Genomic DNA, 13,545 nt, shown 5'->3' with positions numbered 1-13,545 from the left:
GCTGAAAAGCCCGAATGCCACTGTCTTCAGAGCTGCGCCCCGCAATTCCAGCCGGATCAAAACATGTTCGCAACCTACAGGCCGATCCTTTCGCTGCTTCGCGGCACCGCCTTCCTGCTCGCGGCCTCCGGACTGCACGGGCTGCTTCTGCCGCTGCGCGGCCAGGTGGAAGGGTTTTCAACGGCATCGCTCGGCCTGATGGGAACGGCCTGGGCAGGTGGCTTCGTCACCGGCTGTTTCTTTGCGCCGCGCATCGTGCGCCGCGCCGGCCATGTCAGGGCCTTCGGCGCCTTTGCCGCGTCGGGCGCCATCGTCGCCCTGCTCACCGGCCTCGTCATCGACGAATATATCTGGATCCTGCTGCGCGCCTTCACCGGCTTTACCATGGCCGGCGCCTTCATGGTCATCGAAAGCTGGCTGAACGAGAAGGCCACCAACGAGAACCGCGGCACCGTTTTCGGTCTCTATATGATGGTCACCTATGCCTCGATCATGGGCGGCCAGATGATCGTTGCAGGCGGCGACGTGAAGTCGGCCTCGCTGTTCATGATCACCGGCATATTGTTCTGCCTGTCGCTGATCCCGACCGCCGTCTCGTCGGCTTCGCACCCCAAGCCGCTGCAGGACGTCAAGCTCGACGTCAAGGGGCTCTATGCCAATTCGCCGGTATCGGCGATCGCTTGCCTTTTGATCGGCATCGCCAATGGCGCCTGGGGCACGCTCGGCGCCGTCTACGGCGCCCGCATCGGCATTTCCACGGCCGAGATCGCGCTGATGATGAGTCTCGTGGTCGTTGCCGGCGCCGCCATGCAGCTTCCGGCCGGGCGTCTGTCCGACAAGACCGACCGCCGTTTCGTGCTGGCCGGTGCCGCCTTCGGGGCGGCATTGTTCGCCATCCTGATCTTCCTGTTCGAACCGCGCTCCAGCGTGTTCGTCATTGTCTTCACCGCCGCCTATGGCGCATTCGCCTACACGCTCTATTCGATCGCCGTGGCGCATGCCAACGACCACGCGCGCGCCGAGGATTTCGTCAAGGTCTCCGGCGGTCTGCTGTTGCTCTATGGCTTCGGCACAATGATCGGACCATTGCTGGCGGCCGGCCTGATGGGCTGGATGCGTCCCGAGGGATTGTTTCTTGCAACCGCATTCGCGCATCTTTGCCTGGCCGCCTACACCCTGCTGCGCATCAGCCGCCGCGCCCCGGTGCCGATCGAAGATCGCGACGCGTTCACGACGCAGCCGGCCGACCGCTCGGTCACGCCGGAAGCCCTGCGGCTCGATCCACGCAGAAAGAATGAAACCAACGGTTGAGATTCCGGCAACTTTGCCCCACAAATGAGGCATGATCTTTTCCGATGCCTTCATGGCGATCGCCGATCCGAACCGGCGCTACCTTCTCGAAGAGCTCCGGCGCGGCCCGAAGACCGTCAACGAACTCGCTGCCGGGCTGCCAGTGTCGCGCCCGGCGGTTTCCCAGCATTTGAAGGTGCTGCTCGACGCCGGCCTGGTCAATGCCAAGGCCGAAGGCACCAGACGCGTCTATGCGGTGAGCAGTGCCGGCTTCCTCAAATTGAACGTCTGGCTCGACCAGTTCTGGGAAGCCGGGGAGCTTGGGTCGCCTGGAAGCTGATTGCATCGCCGGCCAGGTTTCGGCGGCCGGCGATCGGCGCTAGCCGTTGTTGTAGGGAAACAGCTTGAAATAGGGCTGCGCTTCCTCAATCACGCGGGCGACCGACGGGCGCGCCAGCAGGCGGTCGTGGTAGCGCCTCACCGCCGGGTAGTTGTCGCCGAGCGGCTCGACCTTGTTGGCGTAGAACAAGGCCGGCGCCGCGGCGCAGTCGGCCATGGTGAAGGCTTCGCCCACCGCCCAGGTCCGCGATTGCATCTCCCCTTCGATGATGGCGTAGGAGCCGCGCAGCTGGGCACGTGCCTGCTCGACGCCGAACGGATCGGTCTTGCCTTCCGGCCGCAGGCGGTCGCCGACGATCTTCTGCATCGGCTCCTGCACGTAGAAATCGTAGAAGCGGTCGGCCAAGCGAACCTGACGGGCAAGATCGATGTCGGCCGGGATCAGCTCGACCGGCCCAGGGTAATATGCATCGAGATATTCGATGACGATGGTCGATTCCGGCACCGTATGGCCAAGCGCCGCGTCGAGCAGCACCGGCATCTTGCCGGCCGGCGACAGCTTCAGGAAGGCGGCACGCGACTGCTCGTTGCCGAGATCGACGATGACGGAGCCGAACGGCGTGCCGTTCTCGTAAAGCGCGATGAGCGGCTTCCAGCAGAAGGACGCCAGCGGGTGGAGGTGCATGGTCAAGGACATTGACTGCTCGCTTCTTTCTTCGGTCATCGATTTCAACAGTGAGCCACGTGCTTATCTATTGCCGCAAGTCCAACCTGACAGGGCCGCACTCAGCCTGCCTGCCTGGCTATGCGCTGCGATGGCGGCGACGATCTCCGGCCAGTCGTCGGGATGCAACTCGTGGCCACCGCCTTCGATCCGCAGCAGCTTTGCGCACCTTTGAGCATGAAGTGATTGGTCGCGCTCAAAAGGCCGCCGGAGCGGTCGTAGTCCTGCTCGACGAACGCCCTTGTCCACTTCTCGTCGAACGGATGCGCAATGCCGGCGATGGCGCGCGCATCGCTGACCACGAAGCCGACCACCTGGTCGCGGTCGGCCCAATCGACCTTCGCGCCTTCGGCCGAGTGCTCCCGATAGGCATCGGTCATCCCCGGCAGATGGGACGTGTCCACTCCCATCGGCGAACTGCTGATGATCGTGAGCGTCGCGACGCGCGATGGGTGCCTCAGCGCCACAAGCTGCGCGATCATGCCGCCCATCGACATGCCGACTACATGCGCTCTCTCGACACCATGATCGTCGAGCACGCGGATGGCGTCGTCGGCCATGTCGTCGAATGTGTAGGGCGGCTCGCCCTGCGCATATTTGGTCGACCGGCCGGTGTCGCGATTATCGAAGCGGATCACGAAGCGGCCCTCGCCGGCCAGCTTCCGGCAGAACGCCTCCGGCCACCATAACATCGAGGCCATGGCGCCCATGATCAACAGCACCGCAGGATGCGCGGGATCGCCAAATGTCTGGGAGACGATTTCGGGTTGCTCGTTCCTGCTCATGTTCTCCTCCTCGCATTCAAATCTGATTGCATTTTGCAATCAGTTGCACGATAATAAAACTGATAAGATAATGCAACCAGTTTTATCTGGAGAATCGCATGAACACCAATCATCGGTCCGGATGCCCGATCAACCTGTCGCTCGAAGTGTTCGGTGACCGCTGGAGCCTGATCGTCCTGCGCGACATGATCTTCGGTGGCAGGCGCCATTTTCGCGAACTGCTCAACGGGTCGATCGAGGGCATCGCCTCCAACATCCTTGCCGATAGGCTGAAGCGGCTGATGGAATTGGGCATGCTGACCAAGGCCGACGATCCGTCTCACAAGCAGAAGGCGATCTACAGCCTGACCGAAATGGCGATCTCGCTGGTGCCGATCCTGGCGCATCTCGGCGCCTGGGGTCGTGTCTGGCTGCCGGTCAGCGAGGAACTCTCGATTCGCGCCGAACTTCTGGAAAAGGGCGGTCCGCCAATGTGGGAGCAGTTCATGGACGATTTGCGCCACGAGCATCTGGGCGCGCGCGCCCGCGCATCGGGCCCCACCGTCCGCGCAATCCTGCAGGCCGGCTACGAGGCGGTGGTCGCGCGCAAGGCGCTCGGTGCCGTGCGCAACCCGGCCTGACCAACTTATTTTCCCAATTACGGGCCGGCTCTGCTATCAAGGGCCTGAAAACAATAATTTATGGGATTGGACAGCGCTCTTGGTCGAGAACTCTAAGGATACTGCCCGCGCGCGGGCAGATTTGCGTTTCAAGAAGCAGGAAGAGGCAGCCTCGGTGCGCCAGAAGGCGATGGCTGAGTATGTCGCAGAAAGCGACGCCCGCCAGGCCAAGACCAACAAGCTGAGGGCGCTGCGTCTCGCCAAGGAGGCCGAAGACCTTGCTAATGCGGCCGCTGCTCCCGCGAAGAAGCCGGCGCGGGCAAAGAAAAAATAGCCCTTTTCATCAGCAGTCTGGAAGCGACCGCACGGCAACGCCATATCGCGCCGGTGCCGGGTCGCTGGCTCGTTCTATAGTGGCCCTCGCCTTCCATTTCGCCTTTTCACGCGAAGCAATTTCAACCGCAATCGGGATTTCGCATCTCCTGCGGCCGGTCGATGATTGACGCGTTTCAACAGGAGACTGCCATGACCGCACTGCCGCTCGCCAAAGCCATTGAGATCATCGACGCCGCCTTCGCCAAGGGTGCCGAGCTCAAGCTCAAGCCGCTGGGTGTGTCGGTCCTCGATGCCGGTGCCCATCTAGTCGCCTTCCAGCGCCAGGACGGCGCCTCGTTCCTGCGTCCGCAAATGTCGGCGGGCAAGGCCTATGGCGCACTGGCGATCGGCATGGGCTCGCGCCGCGTCGAGGCCTTCGCCAAGGAACGGCCGCATCTCGTCGCCGGCATCTCCGACGTATCGGGCGGTCGCGTGCTGCCTGTCGTCGGCGGCGTGCTGATCCGCGACAATTCAGGCACCGTCATCGGCGCGGTCGGCATTTCCGGCGACACGTCGGACAACGATGAGGCAACCGCAATCGCCGGCATCGAAGCGGCCGGCTTCACCGCCGATCCGGGCTGAGGCGCGCCGGAGCCTGCTTCTAGTTGAGATTGATGTCCCGGCTTGCCGAGCGCATCGACACAGAGAAGCCGGCCAGCACGTCGAACAGCGCAATCACCATCAGCGTGAAGAAGACGGAGTGCGCCGCGCCCTTCACCAGCAGGAACTCGACCAGGAACGCCACGAAGACCAGCGTGGACAAGAGATGATCCAGGATCGAGGCATTCGTCGTGCGAACCGATTTCACCATTTCGGCGAACAGGAAGACCAGCGCGATCATCACCATCAGGTCGCCAAGCGTCATCGAGAATACCCCGCCCGACATCATGCCGATCGAGAACATCTCGGTTGCCCACGGGTCGTCGCCGCTGCCGAAGATCCCGAGAAGCCCGAGATTGTAGAGCACGAAGGGCACGATCAGCAGCGGAATGGCACCGAACATTACGGGTCTCCGGTTGGTGCGTGTCGCCCAAAGGCGGGCTTCGGACAACGATACGCACGGAAACAACAGTCGAGGTGCGCCGCACAGTGCCGCTCAGATACGACGCGCTCTAGTCTCTCACTAGCAGCGCCCGGGCCATTGTCGTCAAGATTTTTCGCGCGCGCAGCGAACACGGACAAAGACCGTTCGAAACAACGGCGTCAGCAGCAACTGGGCTACCACGTTGCGGTTCGAGGAGCGGGACCTGAAGGGGGCTCACTTGGTCGTTAGAAATAACGCTCAAGGTTCGAGCGGATGCGATCCAACACGGTGTGGCCGGAAGTGTCGGGAAGGAATTTCTTGCCCGTGATTGCCTCATAGGCCTGCGCATAGACGCGCGAAGCCTGGTCGACCACCTCGTCCGGTATCGTCGGTATCGGATCCCTGTAAGGATCGCACCGCGCCGAGACCCACGACCTGATGAAATCCTTGTCGAAGCTCTCCGGCCGCCTGCCGCTTTCGAAGGCCTCTTCGTAGCTCGCCGCGATCCAGTACCGGCTGCTGTCCGGCGTATGGATTTCGTCGGCAAGGATTATGGTGCCGTTCTTGTCGGTGCCGAATTCGTATTTCGTATCGGCGAGGATCAGGCCGCGTTCGGCGGCACGCGCCTGGCCTCTGGCGAACAGCTGCAAGGCGTAGTTCGATACGGTATCCCACTGCGCCTCTGTGAGAAGGCCCTGTTCGATGATCTCGGCTTTGGACAGAGGCTCATCATGAGCACCGTCCAAAGCCTTGCTCGTCGGCGTGATGATCGCCTCAGCCAGTTTTTCATTATCGCGCAAGCCATCCGGCAGGCTGATCCCATAAAGGTCCCGCTCGCCCTTCCGGTACTTGGTCAATATCGAGGTGCTGGTGGTTCCCGCCAGATAGCCGCGCACGACGATCTCGACCGGCAGGATATCGAGCCGGGTGCCAACGACGACGTTTGGGTCGGGGTATTCCAGAACATGGTTCGGGCAGATATCGGCGGTTTCCTCGAACCAGTACCGGGCCGTCTGGGTCAGGATCTCGCCCTTGAATGGGATCGAGGTCAGGATGATGTCGAAGGCGCTGAGCCGGTCGGTGGCGATGATGATGCGCCTGCCGTCCGGCAGGTCGTAGTTCTCGCGGACCTTGCCCCTGTAGTGGCCCGGCAATTCGGGAATGAAGGCATCGGACAGAATGCGCATCGGATCTCCTGCCTTCCGAAAATTGGTGGATGCCAACGCATAGGCCCTCGACCCTCAGCATATCAAGCAGGAAGGAAGGGCTTGCCCGACAATGCAAAAAGACCGGCCATTGGCCGGTCTTTTGGGTAGGCGCAAAACCGAGAAAAGCTTCTCAGCTTTCCTTCGGCTCCAGAACCTGGCGGCCGCGATACATGCCGGTCTTCAGGTCGATATGGTGCGGACGGCGCATTTCGCCGGAATTCTTGTCCTCGACATAGGTCGGGGCCTTGAGGGCGTCGGCCGAGCGGCGCATGCCGCGCTTGGACGGAGAGGTTTTTCGTTTCGGAACGGCCATGGATATGCTCCACTAGATGGTCAAAATGCCCCGGCTGCCCTCGTGAAAGGGCCGCGTCAGGGGCCGGAATCTGAGAAAGTCGGGTGCCTATACACGCCCTGCGCCGTTTTGGCCAGCACTGCCGTGAATTTTTTTAGGCCGAAACTAAAGGCTAGTCCAGACAGCCGACATAGGCGCCCGACCTACCCGCGCGCCGCTCGATTAAAGCGGCCAGCCGTCTTAGCCCCGGCCCCGGCTTTGCCGGGTTGCGGGCGATCGGGTTGGGCAGGCTGACGGCAAGCAACGCCGCCTGCCGGCGCGACAGCCGTTTTGCCGAAACGCCGAAATGGTGCTGGGCGGCAGCCTCGATGCCGTAGATGCCCGGCCCCCATTCGGCGATGTTGAGATAGATCTCCATGATCCGCCGCTTCGACATCACCGCGTCGAAATAGACGGCCAAAGGCAGCTCCACCACCTTGCGCACGGTGCCCAGCGGCTTCGACCACAGATAGAGGTTCTTCACCGTCTGCATGGTGATGGTCGAGGCGCCGCGTGTCGCTTCGCCGGCCAGCGCATCGTCGACGACGCCACGCAATTCGCCGAGGTCGACGCCGCGATGGAAGCAGAACTGCCCGTCTTCCGACATGATCACCGAATTCGCCAGCACCGGCGACACGTCGTCGATCGAGACCCAGCGCCGGTCGTAGCCGGAAAACGTCGCCAGATCCTTCAGCATCAGCGTCGACACCGGATGCACGAAGGACGGCAGATAGAGGAAGGTCAGCACCACGGGTATCAGGGCCAGCACGGCGGCCACGACGATGCCACGCCGACCCAGGCGCTTGAGACCGGCGCGGTTCAAGCGCCTCGGTCGCGCCATGTCCAGCCCTTCGATTTCATGATCGACGATCGGTTCCGTCAAGCCGCCCCACCTGCGCTATCAGCTGCTCCGGCATAATGGCGAGAGGCTTCTTGCGCAATGTCTGAGTGTCGGCTACCGCTCCCGGCCATGACGAAAGACGACCAAATGGGCTTCGAAATCGTGCTTTCCGCGCGGGCGGCCCCGCTTGAGGCGATGTTGAGGCGGCTCCTCGACGCCCGCACGCTTACGGGTGAGATCGCCCGGCCGGAGCGGCTGATGGCGGCGATGCGTCACGGCGTGCTGAATGGCGGCAAGCGCCTCCGCCCTTTCCTGGTCATGGAGAGTGCCACCCTGTTTTCCGCCGACGGCGAGGCGGCATTGCGTGTCGCGGCGGCGCTCGAATGCGTGCATTGCTATTCGCTGATCCATGATGATTTGCCGGCCATGGACGATGACGATCTGCGCCGCGGCCAGCCGACCGTGCACAAGGCCTTCGATGACGCCACCGCGATCCTTGCCGGCGACGCGCTTTTGACGCTCGCCTTCGACATCCTGGCCGACGAGGCAACAGTGCTGCCGGTGGAGCGCAGGGCAGCCCTGGTGCTGGCGCTTGCCCGCGCCGCCGGCGCAGGCGGCATGGTCGGCGGCCAGACGCTCGACCTCGAAGCCGAGCGCATCAGGCCGGACGAGGCCGGCATCATCCGGCTGCAGGCGATGAAGACCGGCGCACTGATCCGCTTCGCCTGCGAGGCGGGCGCGATCATCGCCGGCGCGGCACAAGAGGATCGCGAAAGACTGGCCGAATTCGGCTCGGCGATCGGGCTCGCCTTCCAGCTCGCCGACGACCTGCTCGATCTGACGGCGGACGCGCACCAGATGGGCAAGGCGACCGGCAAGGATGCGGCCGCCGGCAAAGCGACGCTGGTGGCGCTGCACGGCGCCGACTGGGCGCGCAAGCAGCTCAACGGCCTCGTCGATCAGGCGCATGCGCTGCTGGCACCCTATGGCGAGCGGGCCGTTCTTCTCAGGCAAGCTGCAGAATTCGTAGCCATTCGCAACAAATGACGTCAGCCAATAGCGATCTCCTGTCGGGTACGCCGATCTGGACGATGTCGGCTCGGACGACTTGCCCGGTCGTCTTGCCCCGGCGCCGTGTCAAAATCGGCCAAAGTTTTGTAGTGGCAACAGGCGTTTCGAGTTCGGGATCGGGCGAAGAATCTATCCGGCAGCGATCTATATTTGCCGCCTCCACACCCACATTTTACTTCACCCGGTCATTCACCGGCTAAATGGTTTCGCGTAGCACCTGACCTACGAAAAATGAGACTGTCGCCAATAGAGCTTGCTTCATTCCATTGGAACATTTTGTGGAAATTCTGAGTATTGAAAAATTCTATTGCGCGCACTTGAAATTCGGACAATATTTAGTCGAACGAGAGTGGCGGGTGACGGCTTCGGACGGCGGCCGAGCTTCTGTTTTCTTTTTGGCGACGACAGCCCGCTTTTCTGCCAACAATCTCTATCTTGGGCGAAGCCGCCAAAGTCGGCAGCGGTGTGTGATTCACGCCATCTGAAGCTAGCGATCATGAGGAGAGTCGGGCATGCGATTCAAATCAGATAAGATCGGAGGCTTTCAAGTCTTCGCGGTATCGGGAACAAACACAGTTTCCTTCGGCATCGATTTCGATCCCGCACAAATCGCGGGGCTGATGGGCTTTGCAGTCGAGCGCCACGACATCAAGGAGAATGAGCGCTACTATATGTATGGGTTCAAGGTATTCGAGAGCATCTATCCGAACCCTGACCCGACGCTGCAGGTGTCGACCTTCGACCAGCCGATCCAAAGCTTTGTCTGGGATGATTTCACCGCCAAGGACGGTCGAGAGTACGTTTATTATTTCCACCCACTGAAAGGCACACCGAAGAACCTCGATCGTTCTGCCCCCGCAATCCCGATCCGAATTCAAACCGAGAAGGCCTTCAGCACCGGCGCCCATGACATCTTCTTCAATCGGGGTGTTGCCAGCAGCCAAGCCTATGCTCGAAAATTCGACAACAAGCAGCCGTACAAACTTCCCGAGCCCAAGCGCACGGAAGCTCTGCAATGGCTCAGCCGCGATCTCGACGAAGCTTTGCAAAAGTTCATCGAGCAGGCCCAGCCGGGCGACACTTTGCTCGGTGCATTTTACGAATTCAGGTATGCGCCCGCCGCACAGTGGTTCAAGACGGCCCTTGATCGGGGTGTCGACGTCAAGCTTGTCATCGATGCGAAGAAAAATGGTGGTGGAGTCGACAAGAAGGGCAAGCCTGTCCCCAACTTCCCGCGTGATGACAACATGCAGACAGTAGCCGATGCCAGTCTACCGGCGACCGCGATCGCATGCTGGCGGGAGAAGAACACCAACGAGATCGCGCATAACAAGTTCATAGTCCTGCTGAAGGGAGCCGCGAAGGCGCCGACACAGGTTTGGACCGGCTCGACAAATCTTTCGGTCGGCGGCATTCATGGCCAGACCAATGTCGGCCATTGGGTCCGGGACGCGACTGTCGCAGGCCACTTCAGAGACTATTGGACACTGCTTTCGGGCGATCCGGGAAAACCCGGAACGGGCACGCCGGCTGCCGAGAAGGCGGCGATGAATGGGCTAAGGTCCAGTGTCGCCGCCTTGCTTCCGACTCCGACCGATTGGCGAACGATTCCGCAAGGTGTCACGCCGGTTTTCAGCCCGCGGGCCGGCGGCAGTGTGCTCGACATGTATTCGATTGCGCTCGATGAGTCGGACGCATTGGGCTGCGTCACACTCGCCTTCGGCACCTCCGCGGTCTTCAAAGGCCGCCTGGTGAAGCATGATCCGACCTCGCCTTTGACCTTTCTCATGCTCGAGAAGGCGGACACACCGCCAAAACCAAAGCCGGGAGCCGCCCCGAAACCCTTCGTAGCCCTCAGCTGGAGACAGAACGTCTATTCGGCGTGGGGATCGTTTATCGAAGATCCGCTGTACCGCTGGACGCGCGAGACAAATGCCGGGGCGCTCAAACTCAACCAACATGCGAGTTACATCCATTCAAAGTTCCTCCTGCACGATCCGCTTGGGGCGGATCCGATCGTGGTGACCGGATCGGCGAATTTCTCGACCGCCTCGACCAACGGTAACGATGAGAACATGCTGTTGATTCGCGGCGAGACCAGGGTCGCCGATATCTATTTCACCGAATTCAACCGGCTGTTTTTCCATTATTATTTTCGCTCGGTTCACGAGTTGATCAGTGACCGCAAGCGAACAGACACACTGGGCGTGGCTGCCACCAGTGCGGCCGAAAAGGCAAGTCTGTTTCTTGACGAGACGGGGGGGTTGGGTCAGAAAGTATTCACCGGGGAGTCTGAAGACGAAACGGGTGAAGATATTCACAGCAATGGCAGGAGCGGCGACCATCTAGCAATCGGACACGCCCCAGGCTGCAGGCGAGCGCCAGGCATGATCCTGAAGCGTAGAATCCGGTTTCGCTGGAGATCATGCTCAAGCACGGAGTTCCATTCCATCGGGGATGGAGCAGACTCTGGGCTCATGTCGTCATCCGAGTTGAAAGTCCGGGTTCGCCCCGGCACCCCGCCCCGCACGAACGAAATTTTAATGTAAATCGAGCGTAATCCCGACCATTAAAATGATGCGTATGTGTTGGGGTTGCGCATGCCGGAATACTCTTCCTTCATCCGGTCGATCCGAGTCCGTTATCTCTCGGGATTGCTGATATTCGCGCTGGCCTCCGCCGCTGTCATGTTCGCGCTCAACCGCGTCAATTCCTTCCGTCACGACGTCGATGCCCTCAGCAGCAATTTCGTCATCTTCGGCCGCGACTTGCGCAACGCCACCAATTTCGCCGAGACGACCGGCACCGCGTGGCGCAGCGAAACCCGCGATGGGCTGGTGGCGTCGGCCCGAGGCCACTCCGAGCGCCTAGCCGGCGAGATCGCGACCCTGACGGCCCAGCTGGCCGCGATCAGATCACGGCTTTCGAAAGACACCCTCAACGAGTTCGATTCCGCGTCCGTGAACGGCGACCTGTTCTGGTCGGCGCGCGACATGGTGCGCAACTTCAACCTGATGTCGGTGGCGCAGAAGGTCGATGAATGGAGCTATCGTGAAATCCGCAACCAGAACGACCTGTTTGCCCAGCCGGTGCTGGTCCGCGTCCGCACCGCCATGGATGCCGAGCGCCATCTGGCGGACGCTTCGAGTGACAGGCTGCTGTTGTGGGCGAGCGGCCTGTTATTCGCCGTTCTCGCCATTGTCGCCATCTGGGTCTTCCGGCCGATGGAAAAGGCGATCCGCCGTGCCTTCGCCGAATCCGCAGAGTCGCTGTTCAAGGCCGAGGCCGCCGATCGCGCCAAATCCGAATTCCTGGCCAACATGAGTCATGAGATCCGCACGCCGATGAATGGCGTGCTGGGCATGGCCGAGCTACTGGCCAAGACCGACCTGACCTCGCGCCAGAAGACGTTTACCGATGTCATCGTCAAATCCGGCAATGCGCTGCTCACCATCATCAACGACATCCTCGATTTCTCCAAGATCAACGCCGGCCAGCTGACACTCGACCCCGCCCCCTTCCGCCTGTCCGAGGCGGTTGAGGACGTGGCGACGCTGGTGTCTGCACGCGTCGCCGAAAAGAACCTCGAGCTGATCGTGCGCGTCGACCCGCGCCTGCCCTCGTTCGTCGTCGGCGACGCCGGCCGTTTCCGGCAGATCATAACCAACCTGCTCGGCAATGCTGTGAAGTTCACCGAGAAGGGCCATGTGCTGGTCGATGTCGGCGGCGACGTAGTCGACGGTGTCATCCAGCTCAAGGTCCGCGTCGAGGACACCGGCATCGGCATTCCGGCCGAGAAGCTGCAGAACGTGTTCGAGAAATTCGCGCAGGTCGACGGTTCCTCGACGCGCCGTCACGAAGGCACCGGCCTCGGCCTGGCGATTGCCGCCCGCCTCGTCGACCTGATGGGCGGCAAGATCGGCGTCGAAAGCGAGATCGGCCGCGGCTCCGTCTTCTGGTTCGCCGTGCCGCTGCCGGCGCATCAGCAGGTCGCGCGCGACGAGATCGTGCCGGTGGACGTCACCGGTGCCCGTGTGCTGGTCATCGACGACAATCCGGTCAACCGCGAGATCCTGCTGGAACAGCTGAAGAGCTGGAGCTTCGACTGCGCCGCCGCCGAAAGCGGCGCCGTTGGCCTGGCCTTCCTCGACCGCGCCAGCCAGCTCGGCGCGTCGGTGGATTGCATCATCCTCGACTACCAGATGCCAGGCATGAACGGCGCCGACGTCGCCAGGGCCATTGCCGCCGACAGCCGCCTTGCCGCCATTCCGGTCGTGCTGCTGACCTCGGTCGACCAGGTTGATTTTGGCAAGATGGTCATCGATTTCGGCATCGCCGCGTATCTGACCAAGCCGGCGCGCTCGGCCATCCTGCTCGGCACCGTCATCTCGGTGATCCAGAAGGCCCGCGCCCAGGTCGGCAAGGCGCGTTTCGTTCGCGAGCCGGCCGCCCCGCAGGTGGCCTCTCCGGCGGCGCCAGCCTTCACCGTCATTCGCGGTCCGGCAATCCCGGCGCCAGCCGCGCCGGAGTCGGCCACGGCAGCCAACGGTCCGATCGACATCCTCATCGCCGAGGACAATGACGTCAACCAGCTGGTGTTCGGCCAGATCCTCAATGGGTTGGGGCTAAGCTATCGCATTGCCGGCAACAGCCGTACCGCGGTCGAGATGTACCGGGCGCTGCGGCCGAAGCTGATCCTGATGGACGTCTCCATGCCGGAGATGAACGGCTACGAGGCGACCGGCGCCATCCGCGCGATCGAACAGCAGAGCGGCAGCCATACGCCGATCATCGGCGTCACCGCGCACGCGCTGAAGGGCGATCGCGAAAAATGCATCGAAGCCGGAATGGACGACTATCTGCCGAAGCCGGTCTCCCCCGACCGCCTCGGCACCAAGATCGGCACCTGGCTGAGCGAGACGGTGGTGGCGAAGACGGCCTGACCTGCCGCCATCAAT

General features: G+C 61.9%; 13 protein-coding genes and 1 pseudogene. 8 read left to right on the top strand and 6 right to left on the bottom strand.

Going from position 1 to position 13,545, the window contains the following annotated elements; all coding sequences use genetic code 11:
• The first annotated feature begins 63 nt into the window (after positions 1 to 63).
• Entirely contained in the window at positions 64 to 1,311 is a 1,248-nt protein-coding gene (locus AC1RUK_RS31320; protein WP_481837533.1) for an MFS transporter, read from the top strand.
• A gap of 31 nt (positions 1,312 to 1,342) precedes the next feature.
• Positions 1,343 to 1,630 carry an ArsR/SmtB family transcription factor gene (locus AC1RUK_RS31315; protein ID WP_436169534.1) on the top strand — a complete coding sequence of 96 codons (288 nt, stop codon included), beginning with the start codon at positions 1,343 to 1,345 and terminating at the stop codon, positions 1,628 to 1,630.
• A gap of 39 nt (positions 1,631 to 1,669) precedes the next feature.
• Here the strand turns inward: AC1RUK_RS31315 and AC1RUK_RS31310 are convergent, their stop codons facing one another.
• Both AC1RUK_RS31310 and AC1RUK_RS31305 read right to left on the bottom strand, forming a co-directional pair.
• Positions 1,670 to 2,326 (bottom strand): glutathione S-transferase family protein, encoded by a 657-nt coding sequence (locus tag AC1RUK_RS31310; protein ID WP_481837534.1) that lies wholly within the window; start codon positions 2,324 to 2,326, stop codon positions 1,670 to 1,672.
• Between the two features lie 51 nt (positions 2,327 to 2,377).
• A pseudogene (locus AC1RUK_RS31305) lies at positions 2,378 to 3,138 on the bottom strand (alpha/beta fold hydrolase).
• A gap of 98 nt (positions 3,139 to 3,236) precedes the next feature.
• Between AC1RUK_RS31305 and AC1RUK_RS31300 the strand changes: the two are divergent.
• From AC1RUK_RS31300 to AC1RUK_RS31290, 3 genes are all read left to right on the top strand, one after another.
• Positions 3,237 to 3,758, top strand: a complete 522-nt coding sequence (locus AC1RUK_RS31300) for a winged helix-turn-helix transcriptional regulator (protein WP_481837535.1) — start codon at positions 3,237 to 3,239, stop codon at positions 3,756 to 3,758.
• Between the two features lie 79 nt (positions 3,759 to 3,837).
• Positions 3,838 to 4,071, top strand: a complete 234-nt coding sequence (locus AC1RUK_RS31295; protein WP_436169538.1) for a hypothetical protein — start codon at positions 3,838 to 3,840, stop codon at positions 4,069 to 4,071.
• Between the two features lie 191 nt (positions 4,072 to 4,262).
• A complete protein-coding gene (locus AC1RUK_RS31290) occupies positions 4,263 to 4,694 on the top strand; it encodes a GlcG/HbpS family heme-binding protein (RefSeq protein ID WP_481837536.1) in 432 nt (143 codons plus the stop codon).
• 19 nt (positions 4,695 to 4,713) lie between these two features.
• On the opposite strand, the gene AC1RUK_RS31285 is transcribed toward AC1RUK_RS31290, so the two are convergent.
• The 4 genes from AC1RUK_RS31285 to AC1RUK_RS31270 all read right to left on the bottom strand — a co-directional run bounded on the left by AC1RUK_RS31285 (position 4,714) and on the right by AC1RUK_RS31270 (position 7,516).
• Positions 4,714 to 5,115, bottom strand: coding sequence for a hypothetical protein (locus tag AC1RUK_RS31285; RefSeq protein ID WP_481837537.1), 402 nt, complete (start codon positions 5,113 to 5,115; stop codon positions 4,714 to 4,716).
• 266 nt (positions 5,116 to 5,381) lie between these two features.
• Positions 5,382 to 6,323 carry a phosphoribosylaminoimidazolesuccinocarboxamide synthase gene (locus AC1RUK_RS31280; RefSeq protein ID WP_481837538.1) on the bottom strand — a complete coding sequence of 314 codons (942 nt, stop codon included), beginning with the start codon at positions 6,321 to 6,323 and terminating at the stop codon, positions 5,382 to 5,384.
• A gap of 151 nt (positions 6,324 to 6,474) precedes the next feature.
• Positions 6,475 to 6,657: a 50S ribosomal protein L32 gene (gene rpmF / locus AC1RUK_RS31275; protein WP_006203806.1), complete on the bottom strand. Its 183-nt coding sequence runs from the start codon at positions 6,655 to 6,657 to the stop codon at positions 6,475 to 6,477.
• Between the two features lie 151 nt (positions 6,658 to 6,808).
• Positions 6,809 to 7,516, bottom strand: a complete 708-nt coding sequence (locus AC1RUK_RS31270; RefSeq protein ID WP_481839343.1) for a transglycosylase domain-containing protein — start codon at positions 7,514 to 7,516, stop codon at positions 6,809 to 6,811.
• A 129-nt stretch (positions 7,517 to 7,645) separates the two neighbouring features.
• On the opposite strand from AC1RUK_RS31270, the gene AC1RUK_RS31265 reads away from it, so the two are divergent.
• The 3 genes from AC1RUK_RS31265 to AC1RUK_RS31255 all read left to right on the top strand — a co-directional run bounded on the left by AC1RUK_RS31265 (position 7,646) and on the right by AC1RUK_RS31255 (position 13,530).
• Positions 7,646 to 8,563, top strand: a complete 918-nt coding sequence (locus AC1RUK_RS31265; RefSeq protein ID WP_481837539.1) for a polyprenyl synthetase family protein — start codon at positions 7,646 to 7,648, stop codon at positions 8,561 to 8,563.
• 536 nt (positions 8,564 to 9,099) lie between these two features.
• Positions 9,100 to 11,136 carry a phospholipase D-like domain-containing protein gene (locus AC1RUK_RS31260; protein WP_481840162.1) on the top strand — a complete coding sequence of 679 codons (2,037 nt, stop codon included), beginning with the start codon at positions 9,100 to 9,102 and terminating at the stop codon, positions 11,134 to 11,136.
• Between the two features lie 51 nt (positions 11,137 to 11,187).
• On the top strand, positions 11,188 to 13,530 hold the full coding sequence (locus tag AC1RUK_RS31255) for a response regulator (protein WP_481837542.1): 2,343 nt from the start codon (positions 11,188 to 11,190) through the stop codon (positions 13,528 to 13,530).
• The last annotated feature ends 15 nt before the right edge of the window (positions 13,531 to 13,545 follow it).

The organism is Mesorhizobium monacense, from assembly GCF_056781675.1.
The sequence above is the reverse complement of the archived record's forward strand: the minus strand, read 5'-3'. Positions and strand labels throughout refer to the sequence as shown.